The sequence below is a fragment of the Pontibacter sp. SGAir0037 genome, assembly GCF_005491705.1.
GTDB lineage: Bacteria > Bacteroidota > Bacteroidia > Cytophagales > Hymenobacteraceae > Pontibacter.
The window spans coordinates 829194-850554 of record NZ_CP028092.1 but is presented as its reverse complement, the minus strand read 5'-3'; the positions used below and the strand labels follow the sequence as shown (position 1 = coordinate 850554).

The window sequence follows — 21361 nt, the reverse complement described above, 5'->3', positions numbered from 1 at the left end:
GGTCGGAGGTTCGGCTTCAATAGTAATTGACTTGATTTGAATGATTATAGGAACAGTCTCTGTTCAACCATTTTATATAAAATATCCTGGTAACTAACCAGTTCAGCATTGTTTTTTTGACATTATCTTAGCTACCACATTAGCACATTAAGAATTAGCACATTAATTAAAAACCCATGATCCTTCAACCTGTTGTAAATATTGCTGAAATCTGTGCTCAGAAAGGAGTAGAAAATGTGGTGCTATCGCCTGGTTCCCGTTGCGCTCCCTTAACCATTGCGTTTGCCCGCCATCCGAAGCTGAAGGTCCGGACGGTTAGCGATGAGCGTGCGGCAGCTTTCATAGCGCTGGGCATGGCACAAACAACAGGAAAACCAACGGTTATTATCTGTACGTCGGGTACGGCTGCATTAAACTATGCGCCGGCTGTTGCGGAAGCTTTCTTTTTACAGGTACCATTGCTCGTGCTTACGGCCGACCGTCCGCCAGAGTGGATCGATCAGCTCGACGGGCAAACCATTCGGCAGCAGCACGTATATGGGCAGCATATCAAAAACAGCTATACTTTTCCGGTAGACCTCGATCATAAAGACGCCATCTGGCACAGTAACCGGTTAGTTTCGGAAGCACTGAATCATACCACCTCCTACCCAGCCGGACCGGTACACATCAATATTCCTTTGCGGGAGCCTTTTTATCCGCCTCCAGGTGAAGAGATCCGCTTTGATGAAACAGTGAAAGTTATTGAAGAGGAGCATAATACTTATCCTCTATCCGCTGATCAGGCTTCCAGACTACAGGCTGACCTACAGCATTATCCACGGATATTGGTAGTAGCCGGGCAGGACAACTATAACCCTGCACTACTTAAAAACCTGCGTAAATTTGTTCAGGCAACTGGTGCCGTAGTGGCCGGAGACATTATTTCCAATGTACATTCCCTCCCTGAAGCTATCCGTTACCAGGATGCCCTGCTGGCCTGTCCGGATGAGGAGAAGCTTCTCAGCCTGCAGCCTGACCTGCTTATCACATTTGGCAAATCCATTATCTCCAAAAGCCTGAAGCTGCATTTGCGCAAATACAAACCAAAGGCGCACTGGCATGTGCAACCTGCTGGCCAGGCTGCCGATACTTTTCAGGCACTCACGAAGATTGTCCGTTGCGAACCGGATAGTTTTTTCAGCTTACTGGCAACAGAACCAGTTACAGCTGTAGCCACCTCTTTTGCAAAGAACTGGCAGAACCTCAACCATAAAGCAGGAGACTTTCTGCAGCAGTATACCTCATCTGCCGGGTACAGCGAGTTAAGTGTATTGGCCAGGGTGCTCCAACAGCTTCCGCAGCCCGGAAACCTGCACTTAGCCAACAGTATGGCTGTGCGCTATGCCAATATACTTGGTTTACCTGCTGACAAGGATATTGCTGTTTTTGCTAACAGAGGCACCAGCGGCATAGACGGCAGTACCAGCACTGCAGTTGGCTGTGCCCTTACCAGCCCCCACATAACCACCTTACTCACCGGCGACCTGGCCTTCTTTTACGACCGCAATGGCTTATGGCATAATTACCTGCCCCAGAACCTGCGCATTGTTCTGTTAAATAACCACGCCGGAGGTATTTTCAGGTTGATAGAAGGCCCGAAACAGCAGCCGGAGCTGGAAGAGTTTTTTGAAACCCGCCAGCCACTTCAGGCCGAAAATACAGCCAGGGATTTTAAAATGCAGTATACAGCCTGTCACTCGTTGGCAGAACTGGAAAAGCAACTTCCGCATTTTTTCGCTGCAAATGCAGGTGCATCAATTCTGGAAATCTTTACAGACAGCAAAGAGAATGCAGCTGCCTTTGCAGCATACAAGCAGGCGTTAAGAAAAACATTATAGAATTGCCTGACATCGTTTAAGGCTGTCAACAGCTTTGCACCAATGAACCAGCTTTAAAATATCCTGGTTCATTGGTGCTCTTTCACATCTTGTTCCGCTTTCCCGAAGTCTGTGTTCCTTTCATGGCAGAACAGCTCTTTCAGTGCATCATCGGCAAAAAATCATCTCTCTTTACAATACCCAAAAATTTATGAAAAACGTTTAAATAATTAGTTGTCAATTGTTTAGTACCTAAAACTATCATCCTATGAATCTTTCCCGAGATATGCACACACTGGAGCACTGGGCAGATACGCACCACCCGCTCTGGATTGATTTTCTCCGCATTGGCTTAGGCCTTTTTATTTTCATAAAAGGTGTATTCTTTATTCAGGATACAGGAGCCATTCAGAATTTACTGGGCCAGAACCAGTTCGGCTGGTTATCGTTAGGCTTGGCGCATTACGTAGCTTTTGCACACTTGGTAGGCGGAATACTCATAGCTATTGGGCTGGTAACACGGGTGGCTATCTTATTTCAACTGCCAATTCTTATAGGTGCCGTATTCTTTATCAACTCTTTAAGAGGATTTAGTGCCGGTAACGTAGAGCTATGGATTTCGGTGCTCGTGCTGGCCCTGCTGATCTTCTTCTTTATCTTTGGCTCAGGCCGTTTCTCTGTTGATCACCTCATTCGTAAACCAGAAACAGACATCTTGTATTAAAGTGCTGCTTCACTTCCTTCTGATACACTTGATCAGGCTCTAAGTTTGTCCTATGCTTTTTACCGGAACCATTAGCTTTTAAAAATCAGCCATATACATCAAAAAACACATCCCCGTTTAGAACAATAGCGTTTATGTAGTACTTTTACAGCATAAAAGCGGCAGCTGATGCTTCGGAAGAACAATTTGTTGCCATATCGTACACTACACAGATAATTGTTTTAAATGGAAAGCAAGTATAACTGGACCACATTAAAAGAATACAAAGAGATTCTTTTCCAATACTACAACGGCATAGCCAAAATCAGCATTAACCGCCCGCAGGTGCATAATGCCTTTACCCCGCTTACTGTGATGGAAATGAGCGAAGCCATGGAGCTGGCACGCCAGAACCAGGAGGTTGGCGTGATTATCCTGACCGGTGAAGGCGGTAAAGCTTTCTGCAGCGGCGGCGACCAGAGCGTGCGCGGGCATGGCGGTTATGTAGGCGATGATGCGGTTCCCCGCCTGAACGTGCTGGACCTGCAAATGCAGATCCGCCGCATTCCGAAGCCGGTAATTGCCATGGTGGCAGGCTGGGCCATAGGCGGAGGCCACGTGCTGCATGTGGTATGCGACCTGACAGTAGCAGCTGACAATGCACGTTTCGGACAAACAGGACCTAAAGTTGGTTCTTTCGATGGTGGTTTTGGTGCTTCTTACCTTGCCCGTATAGTAGGACAGAAAAAGGCACGTGAAATCTGGTACCTATGCGACCAGTACGATGCGCAGGATGCCCTACAAATGGGATTGGTAAACAAAGTGGTGCCACTCGACCAATTGGAAGAAACTACCGTACAGTGGTGCGAAAAAATACTGGAAAAAAGCCCGCTGGCTCTCCGTATGCTCAAAGCATCTTTTAACGCAGAGTTAGACGGACAGGCTGGTATTCAGCAACTCGCTGGCGATGCCACCTTACTTTACTACTTATCCGACGAAGCAAAGGAGGGCAAAGACTCTTTCCTGCAGAAGCGTAAGCCGGACTTTTCAAAATACCCTAAGTTCCCATGATTTTTTCATGCAAGGGTAACTATTTGCTATAAAGCAAGAAGAGCAGGTGCGGGAAAAATAACCTTACCTGCTCTTCTTGCTTTAATTTTTATAGCTTCCACTTTTCAAATCTACGTACATAGGTTCTCAAACAGAAAATTTGGCTACACGGCAAACAGATTTCTGATAACAGACTTCTATTCAAATGGCACCAGAAAAGGCACTCCTGCTCAACGGAAAAAAATTTTACTACGACGAAATAGCTGATTACTCTTTTCGCAACAGTATCCCCCTGAACGGCTATGAAGCTAAAACATTGGAGTTTTGCAGAAGCTGGCTGACAGGCGTACAGGAATTCCCAATCCAAACCTCGGGTTCAACCGGCGAACCCAAACGCATTCACCTTAGTCGCAAACAGCTGGAAATCAGTGCCAGGCGCACTATCAAATTACTGGGACTTCGGGAGTACGACCAAACCCTTATCTGCCTCAACACAGATTACATTGCAGGACTGATGATGCTGGTGCGTGGTTTTGAGGCAGGATTGCAGATGTTTATTGTAGAACCGGTTTCTAATCCCTTCAAACTCCTTCCCGAAGGCACCCGCATCGACTTTGCATCTTTTGTGCCGCTGCAGCTGCAAACTATACTGGAAGACGTAACTTATGGTCCTGCGGTGCTGAACGGAATGAAGGGTATTCTGGTAGGTGGCGCACCCGTAGGCTTATCGTTGCAGCGGAAGCTACAGCAGCTGAAAACACCGGTATACCATACGTATGGCATGACAGAAACTGCCTCTCATATAGCCCTTCGCCTGCTTAACGGTCCTAAAGCTGCAGAATATTACGAAGTGTTGGACAGCATCCAGATCGGGCAGGATAAACGTGGCTGCCTGACTATTACCGGAGACATTACCAGCAACGAAACTATCGTTACCAACGACCTGGTAGAATTGCTTACCCCTACCCGCTTCAGGTGGATTGGCCGGGTAGATAACACCATCAACTCAGGTGGTGTGAAAATACAAAGCGAAAAAGTAGAAGTAGCTATTGCCGAGGCATTGATGGAGCTGCCGCAACAGCCCCGCTTTTTTGTAGCCCCACAACCAGACGAACTGTTAGGCGAGAAAATAGTGCTTCTGATTGAAGGAGAAAAGCTGCCGGAAGAGGTAGAGCAAACGCTCTTCACCAAGCTCAAAACACTGCTCCAGAAATTTGAAGTACCAAGAGAGTTATACTACAGCCCTTCTTTCTCCGAAACGAACACAGGCAAGGTCTCTAAACAGAAAACATTGCAGAAACTGGGGCTGGAGCCGATATAAGCGATACAGCAGGAAACAGATTCTTTATATAGAACAGCTTTTATCTGAACCCGTAAAACTAGTAAAAACATACTATGAAGCGCCCTCTTATAAACGTTTGCACAGCTGCACTTTCTCTGCTGTTCTTAAACAGCTGCAGCAATGGAGGCTTGTTCGGCTCCGGAATTCCTGCCACACTGGAAGAAGCGTGGGCAACTGATAACACGCTTAAAACACCAGAGTCTGTGCTACACGATGAGCAGCGGAATGTCCTGTATGTCACCAACATCAACCAAACTTCCTCGGCTGCCAATAAAGATGGCGATGGTTTTGTTTCCATACTTTCGCTGGACGGGGACATAGAGCAGCTTTATTGGGTAACAGGGCTGAACGATCCAAAAGGAATGGCATTGTTTAACAATGTGTTATATGTTGCCGACCTGGATGAAATTGTAGCCATTGCCACTCAATCGGGGTCTATACTCGGCCGTTACAAGGCAGATGGAGCCAAGTTTCTGAACGATGTAACTGTAGCAACCGATGGAACCGTTTTTGTCTCAGACTCTGATATGAACAGGATTTACCAGTTGCGCAACGGCAGAGTAAGTACTTTTATCCAGGATACCAAGGAGGATAACAGACCCAACGGACTTCTTTTTGAAAGCAACCGCCTGATTATAGCCTTCTCGGGTAGCGGTGTAGCGCGGTTCTACGATCCGAACCGAAAGCAGGTATCGGACTGGACGGAAGGAATACCTTCGGCAGATGGCGTTGTAAGAGCAAGTACCAATGGCTATTTTATCTCTAACTGGAACGGAGAAGTATATTATGTAAACAAAGACGGCAGAAACTGGAAAGTGCTCGATACCAAAGACAGTAAAGTAAACGCTGCCGATATCGAGATCAATACCAGAGACCGCCTTCTGTATGTTCCTACTTTTTTTGATAACCGGGTTGTGGCTTACCGCATCTCCGGTGCCGGCCTTTAATCTTTAGTATCAGCACTTGAAAAAGCTCCCCAGTCTGCATATCCTGAACGGCGATGCCAGCATACCTGCTTTTGAGGCAGCCAAATTGCCCGGACAGGTGCTCGTATGGCGTGAAGTTCTTTCTGAAGGTCCTGTAGGACCACATGCGTCAGAAAAGGAATTCTGGCAGAAACGTCAGGCATTTATAACGGCTGCCTTTGCTGAATCAGCAGAGGGGTACAGGCATAAGGTGCTGGATGAGCTGCCAAAGCTGCAGGAGGCACCTACGTTTTTTGAGGTTGTACTCTGGTTCGATGCCGACCTGATGTGCCAGGTAAACCTGCTCTACCTGCTGCAACGGCTAAGCAGGCAACATATTCCCCGAATCTGCCTCTGCACTCCGGCCCCAGGCAAAAACATAGGTCTTTTAGATGCGGAAGAGGTACAGGCGCTTTTCCAGGAACGCCTACTGGTTACAGAGGCACTACTGGCACAGGCCCGGGAACTGTGGGAACTATATGCCGGCTCTAACCCTTTGCAGTTGCAGGACTACCTGAAACAGCAGCAGCTCCTGCCCCGAATGGCAGAAGCACTAACCTTGCACCTTACACGGTTCCCAGTTTGTGAAACAGGCATAAGCCTGCCGCATCAGTACCTGCTTCAGGCAGTTCAGCAGGGAACAACTACTTTGCAAGCACTTCTGCAGCATTTTTCGGAACACTACCCAGGCTATGGCTTCGGAGATTACCAACTCAAAAGCCTGCTGCAGGAATTACAGCCAGAGCTGGTTACGCAGCACGAACCTTACCAGCTAACACAGGCAGGACAGCAGGTAATAGCAGGGCAGAAAAAGTACACCCGATGGCTTCAGCAGCATGCAGGGTTTGGTGGCGTGTCACATGCATCTGCCATGCCCTATTGCTATAAGCAGGAAGAAGCTGTGCTTACACAAAATAATTTTTAAATTTAAACCTGTTTTGGCCTTAAATATGCAGTAGCGCCAGTATACTTAAACAAGAGGGAATATGAAGATGACGCAAAAGTATGTACCTGTTTTAACGGTGGCGCTGGTACTCACCGTTCTTGGCCTGAGTGCGCAGGACCAGCAAGAGCAAACGGTTATCAAGGGAAACCCGAAGAAATTCATTCTGATAAAAGAAGGGAGCGACAGCACCTCCCTTAACCGCAAGACTCTTTCAGGTATACATCTGACCACACAGAAGAATGGTTCTTATATACTGGATTTTGAGCAGGAACTGGAAGAAAACGCCGTACTGGAAATTAAAAATAAAGCAGGCAAAGCAGTTTATCAGAAACCAGTAAGTATAGAAGGAGACAAAACCAGTTGGCGCTATTCCCTCGGAAAGTTAAAACCTGGTATATACCTGGTTGAGATCAAAACCTCTAATACCACCTACTGGACGAGATTCAAAGTCAGAAAATAGCACATTGCGTTCCTCCAGCTGTTCTCGATCTTTCAGCCTATAAAACAACTTACTAGCCGTGAGTAATTCAAGAAAATTGTTTACATTAGATTGATAAATTTACACAATCATGGGAAAATCACAAGACGCCAAAAAAGAGGCGAAGAAGAAGCCTGCTAAAACCGAAAAGGAAAAAAGGGCTGAAAAACAGGCAAAAAAGAAAAACAATTACGAATAACCCTTACCTACTGCATAGCAGCTAGCGGGTTTAACCTACTATCAGGCAAAAGCCACCTATTTAGGTGGCTTTTATATATTAAAGCCCTGTTAATCAAGCTCTTCTTTTATTAGAAGATCATATAGATTATATCTATATTAATGTTTTATCAACACCAACTAAACCAAATCTAAACTATGGCAAAACCTCTGAAAGTTTGGGGAGTACCTTTCCTGGCTACTTCCGCGCTTTTCTTTTCTGCCTGCAGCAGCAACCCGACTGTAAAAAGTGAAGAGCTCAGCTCAGGTATCAACAAGGAAAACATGGATACCTCTATAGATCCGGGCGATAATTTTACAGCCTATGTGAACGGAACCTGGCTTAAAAACACAACCATTCCTGCCGACAAATCTTCTTATAGTGTGTGGCACATTTTAAATGACAAAGCCCAGGAAGATGTAAAAGCCATTATTGAAGCCTCTGCTTCCGGAAATTTCGCCCAGGGTTCTAATGAGCAGAAAATCGGTGACCTGTATGCGTCTTACATGAACATGCAGGTGCGCGATTCGATTGGTACGGCTCCCCTGGCGGCAGAATTTAAAAAGATAGACGCCATTGCCAGCTATACAGATCTGGCATCTTATTTTGCTTATGCCAACAAATCTGCCAACAGTGTGCCTTTTAGTGTAGGCGTTACCGAGGACTTCAAGAATCCGAAGCAATACATGCTCTATACCTGGCAAAGCGGTTTAGGTCTTCCCGACCGTGAGTATTACTTTCAGGAGGATGCCAAATCAAAAGAAATACGCACTAAGTATGTGCAGCACATTGAGAACATGCTGCAACTGGCAGGTATCGAAAACGGCAAGGAGAAAGCGTCTAAAATCATGGCATTGGAAACTCAACTGGCTTCCAAGCACATGAAGAAGGAAGAAACCCGCAACATGGTGGGCCTTTACAATAAATATGCGACCAAAGACCTGAAAACGCTGATGCCTGATTTTGAATGGTCTACTTTACTGAAAAACGTTGGAGCACAGAACCAGGACAGCATTGTCATTACCCAGGTTGCCTACATCAAAGACCTGAATAATATTATTAAAAGCACTCCGCTGGATACCTGGAAAACTTACCTGAAATGGAGTGTGCTAACAGGTTCGGCTACTGCCCTTACATCTGAACTGGATAAGGAGAATTTTGAGTTTTATAGCAAAACCCTCTATGGAACGCAGGAGCAACAGCCGCAGTGGCGCCGAGCTGTGGATGTGGTAAATAACAACCTGGGCGAAATGGTAGGCAAAGTTTATGTGGAGAAACATTTTTCACCTGAAGCCAAAGAACGCATGCTGGACCTGGTAAACAACCTGCTGAAAGCATATGAATCGAGTATTAAGGAGCTGGATTGGATGAGCGAGGATACTAAAAAACAGGCTCTCGACAAGCTCAGCAAGTTCACGCCAAAGATCGGCTACCCCGACAAGTGGAGAGATTATTCAGACCTTAAAATTGTGAAGAATGATTTGTATGGCAACATGGTTCGCTCTGCAGAATTTGAGTATAACCGCATGATGAACAAGCTGGGCAAACCTGTTGATCGGGACGAGTGGGGCATGACTCCTCAAACAGTAAATGCCTATTACAACCCGCCACTGAACGAGATCGTTTTCCCGGCAGCCATTCTGCAGCCGCCTTTCTTTGATATGAACGCGGAAGACGCTGTAAACTACGGTGCCATTGGTGCAGTTATCGGCCATGAGATCGGCCACGGTTTCGATGACCAGGGAAGTACATTCGACGGCAATGGCGTGATGCGCAACTGGTGGACTGACCAGGACCTGGAAGAATTCAAAAAGAGAACAGGTGCCCTGGTAGCTCAGTATAATGAGTTTAAGGTGTTCCCTGACCTGAATGTGAACGGAGAGTTTACACTGGGTGAAAACATTGGCGATTTAGGCGGATTAAGCATTGCCCTGAAGGCTTACAAAAATAGCCTTCAGGGCAAAGAAGCTCCTGTACTGGATGGCTTTACCGGGGCACAACGTGTGTTTATCGGCTGGGGACAAGCCTGGCTGCATAAAGCACGTCCGGAGGCACTAAGAAACCAGGTAAGCACAGACCCGCACTCTCCTGCCAAGTTCAGGGTAAACGGCGTGGTACGCAACATACCGGAGTTTTATACCGCCTTTGATGTGCAGCCTACAGACTCGCTGTACCTGGCACCGGAGAAACGGGTAAAAATCTGGTAAACATCTTTAAAATTTTAAATACAAAGCCCCTGCACGGTACAACTGCAGGGGCTTTGTATTTACTAAATCAAGCCATTGCTGATGGCAAACTGCACCAGCCCGCCTGTATTTCGTGTATGGGTCTTTTCTATTATTTTCTGCCGATGCGTGTTCACGGTATTAAAGCTAATAAAAAGCTTTTCAGCGATTATCTTGCTGCTGTAGCCTTCGGCTACCAGCTTTACAATTTCCAGCTCCCTCTTACTGAGTAACTGCTGTGCAGATTGCTGTGCGGCCTTATCAGGAGAAAAGAAGACGCAGGAATTATCTTTGGCCGACACAACAGAAGCTATCTGGTTCCCGCTTTTCTTCCAGTTGCTGATATCAGAGCACATTCCCAGCATGCGTGTAATATTGCCTTTTCTATCCTGCTGCAGTACCGTATTCTGCTCCAGCACGCGCAGGTGCTTTCCGTCGGGCTTTAGGATGCGGTAATCATAGCTAAATTTATATTGCACCCGGTCTGGAGCTGGTACTGCCATGATAAAATCCCAGATATTTTTCAGGAGCTTCCAGGTTTTCGAAAGGTCTTCTGGATTCAGGATGGCTATGCCGCCAGCCAAACCGTTTTCAGTAAAATAATTAGCCGTATAGCCTAAGATCTGCTCAGAGTTGGTACTGACAAAATCGTACTGCTGTGTTCGAAGGTCCAGAACCCAGGTAACACATGGTGCCTGGTGCAAGACTGCAGCAAGAGTTGGGTGAAACCGCATATAGTACCAGCTATCCACCAGGAGCGGTTCATAAGGCTGGCTCTCCCAAATAGCCACCAGTTCCTTATATTCTTTGGGGAAAGTAGCAGATACTACTTTCCCGGGAGCAGTGGCAGTCATCTGTGTCATAGGTAGCAGGTGGGTTAACGCCAGAACAGCAGAATAATTTATATACCAATAAACCTATGAATTTTATAATAAAATATCAATACCTATAACTAGGTATTTTCTACTAAATCATCTGATTATCACATAAATACAACAATCTAAATTAGTAAAGTCAGGAATTATGAACAGAACTATAAATGAACTAAGCTTCCTGTTCTTCCAAATTGAAAAGAGCACTTAAACCCTCGAGCAAAGCCTCTGATTCTCCACGCTGGCAGGCAGATTTAAGCTCAAGCGCCGGCATTTTTATGATTTTATGGAGGATGTTCTTCGTTACCTCAAGCAACAGCTCCTGCTCCGAGGCACCTACCTTTTTCAGATAGCGCGCCAGTTCCTGCTGCCTGATCTGCTCTAACTTATTCTTGAATTGCTGCAGAGCAGGCGAAATAGCCATTTCCTGCGTCCAGGTTAGAAAATCGGCCATAGCCACTGCTAAGATTTGCCTTACCTCCGGAATAGCCGCTAACCGCAATGCCAAAGCAGCAGAGGTACGGTTGCGAATATTATCGATGTTATAAACTGAGATTCCGGCTATATTTTCCAGTGCTACATCAATACAGCGCGGCATCGACAAATCGATGTAAAATTGTGTCCTTATTACCTCTCTCTTTTCCACCTCCTGCTTATTTATAAAAAAACAATCGCCTGGCACAGAAGAGATCACCACGTTGGCCTGCTTCATTTCATGCCACACATTTTCCCAATAAGCGGCTCTGGCCTCCAGCTGGTTTGCCAGCTCCAGCGCCTTATGGTGTGTGCGATTTACTATAACCAGGTTACGGATGGATGATTTTTTAAAGTTAAGGCAAACATCTCTGCCAATATCACCTACGCCAATCATGAGTACGCGAGGGTTAGGTATGGCGGCCGTCAGTTCTTCAACCAACTCAACAGTGGCATACGACACAGAAGCAGCCCCATCCTGAAAAGCAGTTTGATTAACCACCAGTTTATTGGTGTTGAAGATCGTGTGCATGAGCCTGTGCAGAAAAGCTCCTGCCATACCAGCATCGGCAGACCATTGATACGCTTTTTTTACCTGGTTCAGTATCTGCATATCGCCTACCACCTGAGACTCCAGGCCAATAGAAACATAAAATAAATGCTGCACTGCCTCTTCTGCCTCTACTACTGACCGGAAGTAAGGCTGCACCCCTTTGGTCGCAATAAATCCTTTCTCCAGAGCAATTAGCTTTATCAGCTCCTGCGAAAGGTCTTTCGGCGAAGCATAGTATATTTCGGTGCGGTTACAGGTCGACAGCACCAGCACATCGCTTGCATCGGTAAATTCCTTTATTTTATCTAACAGGTTTCTGCAGGCAATCTCATTCAGGGCTACGGCCTCGCGCACAGCGATCGGAGCATTCTTGTAAGATAAGGTTAAAGCTTTAAACTGGATCTGCATGTCTTTCATGTTCTATGTCGCATGCAAATTTCAGCTAAATCAACTTGTTAAAACATGACTTTCGTCAATTTTTGTGAGGATTGATGTCAGCTGGAACCATCAGTTTCGCATCCTCTTCAGCTTTTCCAGGTTCAGGAAAGTGATTTTGCTGCCCTGTGTGTCTATCAGCTTTTCGTCTTTAAAATCGGCCAGTGTCCGGATAACTGTTTCTTTGGAAGCACCTACAATACTGGCCAGGTCTTCGCGGGAGATAGCCACCTGCACCTGATCCGCATCTTCTCTTTTATACTGTTTCTCTACCAGCAGCAGCGCTTCAGCCACCCGTTTGCGCACAGAATTATAAGCCAGCTTTAAAAGGCGTTCTTCTTTATCAGCCAAGTTGTCCGAAAGAATCTTGATGAACTTATTGGCTACATCGCGGTTTTTGTAGAGCAAAGAAAAAAACTCTTCTTTCGGAATAATACAAACTTCTGAATCTTCCAGCGCCATGGCAGATTCACGGTATGGCTTCTCCTCCATCAGATCAAGATAGCCAATAAAGTCTCCGTCTTTGAACAGGTTGGTGATATATTCCCGCCCGTCTTCGTTAGCTTTATAAGTTTTAATTTTGCCTTTGCTCAGGAAATAAAGCGCATTCGGGAAGTTGCCTTCAGAGAACAGATTTTGCTTCTTTCTGTAGATGGTTACCTTCTGCTCGTTGGAAATCAGCTTGTTCAGGTCTTCAAGGCCACGTGCTTCATTTATAAAATTCTGGAGCCCCTCCATGTTGTTCTGAAACTCCGATCTCAGGATCTCATTCTTTTTGAGGCGCATTTCAATGGCATCAAGCAACTCCAGGTCGTCAAACGGCTTAATCAGGTAATCGTCTGCTCCCAGGTTCATGCCCTTTCTGAAATCCTCCTTCTCTGATTTAGCCGTCAGGAAAATAAAAGGAATACCCGAGGTATTGGAGTTGTTGCTCAGCATGTGCAATACCCCATAGCCATCCAACTGCGGCATCATAATATCACAGATGATCAGATCCGGAATTTCTCTTTTAGCCAGCTCTACTCCTACCTTTCCATTCTCAGCTTCCAATACCTCATAATTAGCCAGCGTTAGAATTTCCGCAATATTCTCGCGGATTTCCTGGTTATCTTCTATCAGCAGTATCTTTTTCATAAGACTGTTTTGTTTAATGGAAATGTTACAGTAAAAGTGGTTCCTTTATCTAAAATACTCTTGTAACTCATGGTTCCCCCCATTATATCAACGTATCGCTTCACGATGTTCAGTCCTAGACCTGTGCCTTGTATATTGGTAACGTTCTGTGCCCTGAAAAAAGGAGTAAACAAATGGGTTTTATCTGCATCCGGAATACCGATGCCCTGGTCTTCTACTTCTATGCTTATAGTACCACCTGCCATCTGCGTTGTAAAGCGGATCGCTTTTCCCTCTCCGGAGTATTTGCTTGCATTCGACAACAGGTTAAACATAATGTTCTTCAGCAACTGCTTGTCAAGATAAACAGATTTTTCCTTTCCCTGATGCTTATATTTTATCTGCTGCCCCTGTTTCAGAAGCCCCTGCATATCTTCTGTAACCTCCTGCGAGAACACTTCCAGATCGAAGGAGGAAGGTACATTATAAATTTTGCCTTCCTCAATTCTGCTTATCGACAGAAAATCATTCAGAATGGAGGTAAGATTGCTGACAGCGGATTTAATACGGTTTACGTGCTTGTTCCGCTTCTCATCATCTTCGGCCGTTTTGTATTTGCTTATAAGCGAAGCCGATGAGAGTACAGTACTTAAGGGAGTACGAAATTCGTGCGAAGCAATGGTAACAAAACGCGACTTAAGCTCATGCAGCTCTTTTTCTTTCTGCAGGGCTTTCCGCACCTCCTGCTCTGCCTCATACAGGCTCTTGTTGGTGAGTTCCAGCTTTCTGATTGCCTCTGCCAGCTCCTGTGTACGCTCTTCTACCCGCTGCTCCAGCTCTGAGTTTAACTTCTGAATCTCGGCCAGGCTTTTGGCATGCTCTATACTATAGCGGATCGACCGTTCCAGGTCGAAAGGCGTTAGCGTACCCTTCACAAGGTAATCCAATGCACCGACTCGCATGGCTCTTTCATCGGTTTCACGGTCGCTCTGGCCTGTGAGCAGTATAAAAGGGGCCTCTGTGCCTCTCTCCACAGCCTGGGTAATCAGCTCCAGCCCATCCTGCGCACCCAACCGAAAATCGACCAGGTATACATGGTGCCGATGCTCGCCAATCAGTTCCAGCCCCTTCTGGTAAGAGTTTGCCCATTCCAGGTGGTAGTACCGTCCCGGGATATCATCAATAATATCTCTCGTGATGATAAAATCATCTTCATCATCGTCAATTAGCAGTACTCTGATCTTATCAGGCATCCGGTTGATTATCTGTTTTAAAGTTTCGGCAATTCTACTATTTCAAACCAGTATTTGCTTAATGTTTTCATCACATCTACCAGCGCAGAAAAGGTAACCGGTTTCGTAATGAAAGAACTTACACCCAGATCATACGTGCGCAGAATGTCTTCTTCTGCCTTAGAAGTTGTCAGCACCACCACCGGAATCATGCGCAGACTATCATCGGCCTTGATTTCTTTCAAGGCTTCCCTTCCGTCTTTTTTAGGCATGTTCAGGTCCAGCAAAATAAGTCCTGGTGTCGGGTATTCTTCTTTATCTGAGAATTTGCCCCGGTTCTGAAGGTAGTCCAGCAGTTCCTCGCCATTCTCTACAAACAGGATCTGGTTGGTCAGGCGGCTTTCCTCCAACGCTTCCTTCACCAGCATACGATCTTCGGCATCATCGTCGGCTACAAGAATTATGATAGGGCTTTTTGCGGATTTCATTTTTGTTGGTCCTCTTCGGGATGTTTAAGTGCTAATGTAATGATAAAACGGGTTCCCACACCGGGCTGACTTTTGGCAGTGATATCCCCCCCGTGGCGCACTGCAATTTTGCGGCAGATGGCCAGTCCGACACCGGAACCCTCGTATTTCTGTCCTTCCAGTCGCTGAAAGATGTTAAAAATTCTGTCCAGGTATTTTTCATCAAACCCGATTCCGTTGTCTTCGATGTACAACTCAGTTACTTCGTCGCCGGGGGTTGCCGTCAGGTGTGCCTGCCTTTGCAGGCTTTTCGCATAGATATTGATGATCGGGTTCTCGTCTTCTTTCCGGAACTTGATGGCATTACTGATCAGGTTCTGAAACAACTGCCGCATTTGCGTTGGTTCGGCCTCTATGGTAGGCAGTGGAGAGCGGATAATCTCTGTACCTGTTTTCTCTATGGCTACTTCCAGATCAGAAAGTACTTCCGTCAACACCTGGTCCAGGTTTACTTTTACAAAAGGCTTGGACTTGGAAGTAACGCGCGAAAATTCCAGCAGGTCGTTGATCAGGTTCTGCATGCGCGAGGCAGCATTCAGCATACGGTCTACATAATCTTTGCCCTGGTCGCTTAGGTTTGCGTACTCCTTGCTGAGCAGCCTGTCCCCGAAGGCCTGTATCTTACGCAAAGGCTCCTGCAAATCGTGCGACGACACATAGGCAAAATCCTGTAGTTCGCGGTTACTTCGCTCCAGTTCAGCCGCATAGCGCCGTAGCCTTTCCTCGTTCAGTTTCTGCTGGGTAATGTCATGCACAAAACCAGTATACACTTTGCGGTCGGCCAGCTGCACTTCACTAATGCTCAGGTAAAAAGGGAAAACGGAGCCATCTTTCCGCTTTCCGGTTACCTCACGCCCGATACCAATAATGCGTTTCTCGCCTGTTCTGTGGTAGCGGTTCATGTACCCGTCGTGGCGGCTCTGGTCCGGCTCCGGCATCAGCACATTAATGCTTCTTCCTAAAAGCTCATCCTCCTGATAGCCAAACAATTTTGCTGCAGAAGGATTTACCATTTCAATAATACCACGGGTGTCGATGGTGATGATGCCGTCTACCGCCGCCTGTATAATCGAATTGATTTTGTTCTCACTTTCGCGGAGGGCTGCCTCAGCCTTTTTAAGACCTGTAATATCGTGCACTATGCCGGTAAAAATAAGCTTATCCTGCAACTGCACTTCACTGATGCTCAACAGGAAAGGAAAAACTGAGCCGTCTTTCTTTTTACCCAATACTTCCCGGCCTTTCCCAATTATCTGTGCCTCACCGGTACGCAGGTAATTCTCGATATAACTATCGTGCCGGCTATAGTCTGGCTCCGGCATCAGTATTTTTATATTCTGCCCGATAATTTCAGCAGGAGCATAACCAAAGATATTGGCAGCGGCAGGGTTAACTGTCTCAATAATTCCCCGCTGATCTATTGTAATGATACCATCAATAGCTGTATCGATAATCGCCTTTAAGCGTGTTCTATCTTCGAGGTTTTGCAAAGGTTCTTCCAATGAGCTAGAGGTTGTTTCTGTTATATAAATGCTGTGCCAAAGATACGGAAGCTCTCTTTTTGAAAAGATGACATCTATCATTTCTCCGGCTGCTGAACCTCATAAAAGAAGCTTACAGGCTGTTGTAATTTTACAAACTGAACAGGAATCAGCATCCTGACAAGCTATAAATTTCTACTATTTTATACAAGCCGGATTAGTAGGGACGTAGAAATAACTCTTTAGAACTCTGATTTTCAATATGAAGAACATCCTTTTATCAACCGATTTATCTCAGGATGATTATAATACAGCTTTGTACGCGGCTGAAATGGCACGCTTTACAGGCGCACGTCTCATTCTTTTTCATGCCTATCGTACCAACCTAACTTTTTTGCAGGAAGGCGCTTCTTCCGACACCTGCTTAAACGAAAGGCAGGCGCAAGCCAAGCTGGACAGAATAGCCAAGGCCCTGCACAAGATGTATGGCATTTCGATTACGCGATTGCTTAAGCCGGGCTTTACACAGGATGAACTGCCTGTTCTAGCACAAAAAACACGCGCAAATGTAGTTGTTACAGGCATGAACAAACCTGATACAGTAACAGTACCTATCCTGGAAAAAGTGAAGGTACCGGTTCTATGTTTACCTCAGAACTCCTTGTTTGAGCCTATTAGAAAGATTCTGCTCTTCCGGGAAGAACCATCGTTTCAGTTGAACAACGCCTATGAATGGCTTGTGAGTTTTGCATCTAACATTAAAGCAGAGCTGATACATGCTCATGCTGTACCGCAAATGGCAGTTACGGCACCGGGCGGAGCCGTAGGTTCAACTGAGGCAGAAATGTCTTTTGCAGCAATACCGGCATTACTGCCCGCTGAAACTGTAGGCACTTATACGCTTTCTGAGGCTTCTCAACTGATAGCCTTACAAGCCGATACCGCACAAAACGCTTGTAAACTGATTTACCAGCTTACCTCCCAAGCAGAAACGGCCCGTCCTGTTCTCTTCTTAAAATAAGCTGGCCGAAAAGCAGGACTGTCCACTGTCTGGGACAGTCCAACGATGCTGGCATCATTTTTCAGTTAATCAGTCACCGGTCCGTACTATACTTCCGAAACACAGTCCTCGTGTAGCCTGAGCAGTTTTCTTTCCAAGTTTTGCAGGGAACTTGGCGGAAGACTTAAAACAGGAACATGCGTCTGAGCAGCAAGCCTGACAGTGATGCTCCTGTTCAGAAGCCGATCCAGGAATGAATGCCTGGCAGGAACTAAAACCAGCATCTCTGCCTGCTGATCATTAACATAGTCCTGTATACTTTCCGCAATATCCTCCCGCTGCTGAAAATATACTTTATAGTCGATGCCCTTCAGCTGCACATCCAGTATGTCCAGAGCCTTAAATACATGGTTGCTCTCCTGTTGCAGCTTTTGATCAGAGTACAGGTGCAGTACGTATAGCTGACTGGCGTAATGCTCCACCAGTTCTTTCAGCAAGTGCAATCCCCTGCGATCTGGCAGTTCAGCAACATCCAGGGCAAACACTAGCGAGCCTAATCCTTTGAATTTCCAGCCTTTGGGTACAGCAATGGCGGGAACACGGCTATCCTGCATCACGGCAAGCACTGTCCGGCCCAGAAAAGCCCTGTCCAGTGCACCTGCTCCTTTCATACCCATAACAATTAGATCTGCCTGGTACTCTTTTGCAACGCTTATGATCTGTTCGGTGGCAAAGCCAAACCGGGTAAGGCAAGTAACCGGTACCTGTGCTGCATCTGGCATGTTGCCTTCTACTTCTACTGTATGAAATCTTTTCCTTAAAGGCGACTGCAGGTAAAAATCTTCCATCTCCGCTGCAAGAGAACTTTTGAACCGAATGGCAAAGTCACGGCTGAGCTCCGCTTTAAATTCTTTTACATAGCCTTCCAGTATACTGAGGTTTGAGGCTTCCAGCTTCTCCATCATCGACTCTACTCTTAAAGCATCGGGGGAATAGACAGGCTGATAAAATACATGCAGGAGCACGATTTCAGCTTTGGTAGCACCAGCCAGGGCATAGGCATAAGCCAATGCATCTTTAGAAGACTGGGAATAATCAATGGGAACCAGAATAGTTTTCATAATCGCTGCAGTTTAAAAATTTGTAAAATGACAACCGACTAACAAGTTGATTTAGAACTTGAAATTAAGTTCATACTTCTTCACTTCCCATGATCTGCATCACTCCACAAGATGACATTTATCAGTAAAATCCAGTTTAATAATAAATAATTGCAAGCCTTGGGCAATTATTCAGCGTGTGGACAGAAAGCAGCAAAAGATCACTTTCTGAAGTGACAACCGTCATACCCTGCCTCCGAAGGCCGCTCTAATTTTGTCACAGAAACTAAAAGCAAAACGTCATGAATCAGGGACAGTTTTTCAAAACCGCAGGCTTTCTGGTGCTCCTTATGCTCCTGAGCCTGGCCTTAAAGGCACAAAATGCATACGAATTAACAGGGAAACCAGAACTAAAGGTGAGCGGAGGTTCTACGCTGCACGATTGGGAGATGGTAACAGCCTCTGCGCAGGGCAAAGCAGAAATCATAGTAGAAGACCAGGCAATCAAATCTATCAAATCAGGTGAAATGACCATGAAATCAGAATCTTTGAAAAGCGGCAAAGGAGCCATGGATGATATTGCCTATAAAACATTGAAAACTAAAAGTTATGAAGACATCCAGTTCAGGATGACCTCTTTTAAGAACATCAGTCCGAACAGGATGCAGGTAACAGGCAACTTAACCATAGCAGGTGTTACCAAATCGGTAACATTCGAAGTACAGCCACAGGTGAAAGGTGCCACAGTAGAATTAAAAGGTCAGGCAGCTATAAAGTTCACCGACTATAAGCTTACTCCCCCGACCGCACTCTTAGGTACCATTAAGACAGATAACAATCTAAAGATTTCTTTTAAAGCAAATTTCCAACCTATCAACCTTTAATAAGATGAAAAAGACTTTACTTTCCCTGAGCTTGCTACTCGGTTTGCAGCTAAGCTCTCATGCACAGGTTACGTTATCTGACATGCAAAACTGGAGACCTAACGACAAAAGAGGTATTCATGTGTTTGAGACTTCTAAACAGGATACGGTTGTCTACGAGGGTCTGAAACTGCGCCTGGGCGGTAGCTTTACACAGCAGTTCCAGATGCTGCAGCACAGCAACACGGCTTCGGCAGTTTTAAACTCAAACGAGCAAAACCTGAACCAGCTGATTACGATCGGCAATGGCTTTAACCTGGCTACCGCCAACCTGAACTTTGATGTAGCCCTGGCCGATGGTATTCGCCTGAACCTGGTGACCTACCTGTCATCGCGCCACCACCCCGAGACATGGGTAAAAGGCGGCTATATACAGGTGGATAAACTTGGCTTCCTGAACAATGCCTTTGCCGATAAGCTAATGGAGCATGTAACACTGCGCGTAGGGCATATGGAAATCAACTACGGCGATGCGCACTTCAGAAGAACAGACAACGCACAGGCCATGTACAACCCTTTTGTAGGTAACTACATTATGGATGCCTTTACCACTGAAATTGGTGGTGAGGTCATTTACCAGAACAAAGGCTTTCTGGCATTGGCAGCCATAACAGGCGGTGAGATACAAGGTGGTATAACCAAGCCAGACCAGAGAGCGGCATCTTACTATGGTAAAGTGGGGTACGATAACCTGGTAGCTGACAATTTAAGAGTACGTTTAACCGGCTCCTTCTACACAACATCCAGTTCGGCCAGCAACACCCTGTATGGTGGCGACAGAGCAGGCTCACGTTACTACCTGGTAATGGAAAACCAACTGGCCACTACCAGCGCGCAGGCTTTTTCTGGCCGCTTTAACCCAGGTTTCACCGATAAGGTAACTGCCCTGGTAGTTAACCCCTTTGTAAAATACCACGGCCTGGAACTCTTTGGTAACCTGGAAAGAGCCAAAGGCAGATCTGCCGCCGAAACCAGCGAGAGAACCTGGGACCAGGTAGGTGCGGATGTTGTTTACAGATTCGGTAACAGTGAAAACTTCTACGTGGCGGGCCGCTACAACAAGGTACAAGGCACGCTGGCTACTGTGAATACCAAAGCAGAGATTGAGCGCCAGCAAATCGGTGCCGGCTGGTTTGCCACCAGAAATATCTTAGCTAAGGTTGAGTATGTGCAGCAGAGATACTATGGTTTCCCTGGCACCGACATTCGCCATGGTGGCAAATTCGATGGCTTTATGGTAGAAGGTGTCATCTCTTTCTAACAAAGTTTAAAACCTGATCAGATGCGTATCCTACTTGCCCTCCTCCTGCTGGCTGTAAGCGGATTACTTCCGAAAGAAGAGGCACTCGTTGTCCGGGAAAAACGAATAACGGTGCAGGCTTCTACCACTCTTGGGAGTATCTCCTGCCAGTATAAAGCAGAAAGCAGGCTGGATACGCTTCTGATCAACAAGCCGCTCTCTGCGAAGGAAAAGCTATGCCTGCGCATACCTGTAAAAGAATTTGGCTGCGGTAATCTTTTGCTGAACAAGGATTTTCAGCGTACGCTCAATACACAGCAGTACCCGACGGTTTACGTAGAAGTGCTGGAACTGCAACAGCTTAGAAAAGGCTACGCCGGAACGTTAAGGCTTCAGTTAGCAGGTAAAAGCAAACTGCTTCAGCAGGTGCACTTTTACAGAGCAGAAGAAGCTAACAAGGAAGTACTGAGAGCAGACCTTTGCCTCAATTTCTCTGACTTTGATTTACATACGCCACGCAAACTTGGCGGTATGGTGAAAGTGGAAGAAGAACTAAACGTTATAGTTGACCTGGTGCTGCTGCCTCAGAAAACCCAGGCACTTTAATGTATGGTTGCAGCAGATTA

The 21361-nt window shown here is 46.1% G+C and carries 19 protein-coding genes; 12 read left to right on the top strand and 7 right to left on the bottom strand.

Features of this window, described 5'->3' with window-relative positions; translation table 11 throughout:
• Window positions 1–176 precede the first annotated feature (176 nt).
• The 8 genes from menD to C1N53_RS03375 all read left to right on the top strand — a co-directional run bounded on the left by menD (window position 177) and on the right by C1N53_RS03375 (window position 9767).
• Entirely contained in the window at window positions 177–1880 is a 1704-nt protein-coding gene (gene menD, locus C1N53_RS03410; protein ID WP_137757986.1) for a 2-succinyl-5-enolpyruvyl-6-hydroxy-3-cyclohexene-1-carboxylic-acid synthase, read from the top strand.
• Window positions 1881–2127: 247 nt separating this feature from the next.
• Window positions 2128–2583, top strand: a complete 456-nt coding sequence (locus C1N53_RS03405; protein ID WP_137757985.1) for a DoxX family protein — start codon at window positions 2128–2130, stop codon at window positions 2581–2583.
• A 225-nt stretch (window positions 2584–2808) separates the two neighbouring features.
• Window positions 2809–3633, top strand: coding sequence for a 1,4-dihydroxy-2-naphthoyl-CoA synthase (gene menB / locus C1N53_RS03400; RefSeq protein WP_137757984.1), 825 nt, complete (start codon window positions 2809–2811; stop codon window positions 3631–3633).
• A gap of 184 nt (window positions 3634–3817) precedes the next feature.
• The gene (locus C1N53_RS03395; RefSeq protein WP_137757983.1) at window positions 3818–4933 is read left to right on the top strand and encodes an AMP-binding protein; all 1116 of its coding nucleotides are present in this window, start codon (window positions 3818–3820) and stop codon (window positions 4931–4933) included.
• Between the two features lie 74 nt (window positions 4934–5007).
• Entirely contained in the window at window positions 5008–5901 is an 894-nt protein-coding gene (locus tag C1N53_RS03390; RefSeq protein WP_137757982.1) for a gluconolaconase, read from the top strand.
• 16 nt (window positions 5902–5917) lie between these two features.
• Window positions 5918–6844 carry a DUF1835 domain-containing protein gene (locus C1N53_RS03385; protein ID WP_137757981.1) on the top strand — a complete coding sequence of 309 codons (927 nt, stop codon included), beginning with the start codon at window positions 5918–5920 and terminating at the stop codon, window positions 6842–6844.
• A 61-nt stretch (window positions 6845–6905) separates the two neighbouring features.
• Window positions 6906–7325 (top strand): hypothetical protein, encoded by a 420-nt coding sequence (locus C1N53_RS03380; RefSeq protein ID WP_137757980.1) that lies wholly within the window; start codon window positions 6906–6908, stop codon window positions 7323–7325.
• Window positions 7326–7718: 393 nt separating this feature from the next.
• Complete coding sequence (locus tag C1N53_RS03375) at window positions 7719–9767, top strand: M13 family metallopeptidase (protein WP_137757979.1); 2049 nt, start codon at window positions 7719–7721, stop codon at window positions 9765–9767.
• A 62-nt stretch (window positions 9768–9829) separates the two neighbouring features.
• On the opposite strand, the gene C1N53_RS22870 is transcribed toward C1N53_RS03375, so the two are convergent.
• The 6 genes from C1N53_RS22870 to C1N53_RS03345 form a co-directional block, all read right to left on the bottom strand.
• Window positions 9830–10648 carry a LuxR C-terminal-related transcriptional regulator gene (locus tag C1N53_RS22870; protein WP_137757978.1) on the bottom strand — a complete coding sequence of 273 codons (819 nt, stop codon included), beginning with the start codon at window positions 10646–10648 and terminating at the stop codon, window positions 9830–9832.
• A gap of 181 nt (window positions 10649–10829) precedes the next feature.
• Window positions 10830–12092, bottom strand: a complete 1263-nt coding sequence (hemA, locus tag C1N53_RS03365) for a glutamyl-tRNA reductase (RefSeq protein WP_137761367.1) — start codon at window positions 12090–12092, stop codon at window positions 10830–10832.
• A gap of 99 nt (window positions 12093–12191) precedes the next feature.
• Window positions 12192–13253 carry a response regulator gene (locus tag C1N53_RS03360; RefSeq protein WP_137757977.1) on the bottom strand — a complete coding sequence of 354 codons (1062 nt, stop codon included), beginning with the start codon at window positions 13251–13253 and terminating at the stop codon, window positions 12192–12194.
• A complete protein-coding gene (locus C1N53_RS03355) occupies window positions 13250–14485 on the bottom strand; it encodes a hybrid sensor histidine kinase/response regulator (RefSeq protein ID WP_137757976.1) in 1236 nt (411 codons plus the stop codon). Before C1N53_RS03355 ends, C1N53_RS03360 begins: the two co-directional genes overlap by 4 nt.
• A gap of 17 nt (window positions 14486–14502) precedes the next feature.
• On the bottom strand, window positions 14503–14952 hold the full coding sequence (locus C1N53_RS03350) for a response regulator (RefSeq protein ID WP_137757975.1): 450 nt from the start codon (window positions 14950–14952) through the stop codon (window positions 14503–14505).
• Entirely contained in the window at window positions 14949–16574 is a 1626-nt protein-coding gene (locus tag C1N53_RS03345; protein ID WP_137757974.1) for a PAS domain S-box protein, read from the bottom strand. Before C1N53_RS03345 ends, C1N53_RS03350 begins: the two co-directional genes overlap by 4 nt.
• 160 nt (window positions 16575–16734) lie before the next feature.
• On the opposite strand from C1N53_RS03345, the gene C1N53_RS03340 reads away from it, so the two are divergent.
• The gene (locus tag C1N53_RS03340; protein WP_137757973.1) at window positions 16735–17493 is read left to right on the top strand and encodes a universal stress protein; all 759 of its coding nucleotides are present in this window, start codon (window positions 16735–16737) and stop codon (window positions 17491–17493) included.
• 86 nt (window positions 17494–17579) lie between these two features.
• On the opposite strand, the gene C1N53_RS03335 is transcribed toward C1N53_RS03340, so the two are convergent.
• A complete protein-coding gene (locus C1N53_RS03335) occupies window positions 17580–18593 on the bottom strand; it encodes a universal stress protein (protein WP_137757972.1) in 1014 nt (337 codons plus the stop codon).
• A 281-nt stretch (window positions 18594–18874) separates the two neighbouring features.
• On the opposite strand from C1N53_RS03335, the gene C1N53_RS03330 reads away from it, so the two are divergent.
• From C1N53_RS03330 to C1N53_RS03320, 3 genes are read left to right on the top strand one after another with little or no spacing between them, the layout of a single operon-like run.
• Window positions 18875–19456 (top strand): YceI family protein, encoded by a 582-nt coding sequence (locus C1N53_RS03330; protein WP_137757971.1) that lies wholly within the window; start codon window positions 18875–18877, stop codon window positions 19454–19456.
• 4 nt (window positions 19457–19460) lie between these two features.
• Complete coding sequence (locus tag C1N53_RS03325) at window positions 19461–20756, top strand: hypothetical protein (protein ID WP_137757970.1); 1296 nt, start codon at window positions 19461–19463, stop codon at window positions 20754–20756.
• Between the two features lie 21 nt (window positions 20757–20777).
• A complete protein-coding gene (locus tag C1N53_RS03320; protein ID WP_137757969.1) occupies window positions 20778–21341 on the top strand; it encodes a hypothetical protein in 564 nt (187 codons plus the stop codon).
• Window positions 21342–21361: the final 20 nt, after the last annotated feature.

Bases quoted from the DNA above. Each gene is read 5' to 3' on its own strand.
- menD (WP_137757986.1), top strand. From the start codon at position 177: ATGATCCTTCAACCTGTTGTAAATATTGCTGAAATCTGTGCTCAGAAA.
- C1N53_RS03405 (WP_137757985.1), top strand. From the start codon at position 2,128: ATGAATCTTTCCCGAGATATGCACACACTGGAGCACTGGGCAGATACG.
- menB (WP_137757984.1), top strand. From the start codon at position 2,809: ATGGAAAGCAAGTATAACTGGACCACATTAAAAGAATACAAAGAGATT.
- C1N53_RS03395 (WP_137757983.1), top strand. From the start codon at position 3,818: ATGGCACCAGAAAAGGCACTCCTGCTCAACGGAAAAAAATTTTACTAC.
- C1N53_RS03390 (WP_137757982.1), top strand. From the start codon at position 5,008: ATGAAGCGCCCTCTTATAAACGTTTGCACAGCTGCACTTTCTCTGCTG.
- C1N53_RS03380 (WP_137757980.1), top strand. From the start codon at position 6,906: ATGAAGATGACGCAAAAGTATGTACCTGTTTTAACGGTGGCGCTGGTA.
- C1N53_RS03375 (WP_137757979.1), top strand. From the start codon at position 7,719: ATGGCAAAACCTCTGAAAGTTTGGGGAGTACCTTTCCTGGCTACTTCC.
- C1N53_RS22870 (WP_137757978.1), bottom strand. From the start codon at position 10,648: ATGACACAGATGACTGCCACTGCTCCCGGGAAAGTAGTATCTGCTACT.
- hemA (WP_137761367.1), bottom strand. From the start codon at position 12,092: ATGCAGATCCAGTTTAAAGCTTTAACCTTATCTTACAAGAATGCTCCG.
- C1N53_RS03360 (WP_137757977.1), bottom strand. From the start codon at position 13,253: ATGAAAAAGATACTGCTGATAGAAGATAACCAGGAAATCCGCGAGAAT.
- C1N53_RS03355 (WP_137757976.1), bottom strand. From the start codon at position 14,485: ATGCCTGATAAGATCAGAGTACTGCTAATTGACGATGATGAAGATGAT.
- C1N53_RS03350 (WP_137757975.1), bottom strand. From the start codon at position 14,952: ATGAAATCCGCAAAAAGCCCTATCATAATTCTTGTAGCCGACGATGAT.
- C1N53_RS03345 (WP_137757974.1), bottom strand. From the start codon at position 16,574: ATGATAGATGTCATCTTTTCAAAAAGAGAGCTTCCGTATCTTTGGCAC.
- C1N53_RS03340 (WP_137757973.1), top strand. From the start codon at position 16,735: ATGAAGAACATCCTTTTATCAACCGATTTATCTCAGGATGATTATAAT.
- C1N53_RS03335 (WP_137757972.1), bottom strand. From the start codon at position 18,593: ATGAAAACTATTCTGGTTCCCATTGATTATTCCCAGTCTTCTAAAGAT.
- C1N53_RS03330 (WP_137757971.1), top strand. From the start codon at position 18,875: ATGAATCAGGGACAGTTTTTCAAAACCGCAGGCTTTCTGGTGCTCCTT.
- C1N53_RS03325 (WP_137757970.1), top strand. From the start codon at position 19,461: ATGAAAAAGACTTTACTTTCCCTGAGCTTGCTACTCGGTTTGCAGCTA.
- C1N53_RS03320 (WP_137757969.1), top strand. From the start codon at position 20,778: ATGCGTATCCTACTTGCCCTCCTCCTGCTGGCTGTAAGCGGATTACTT.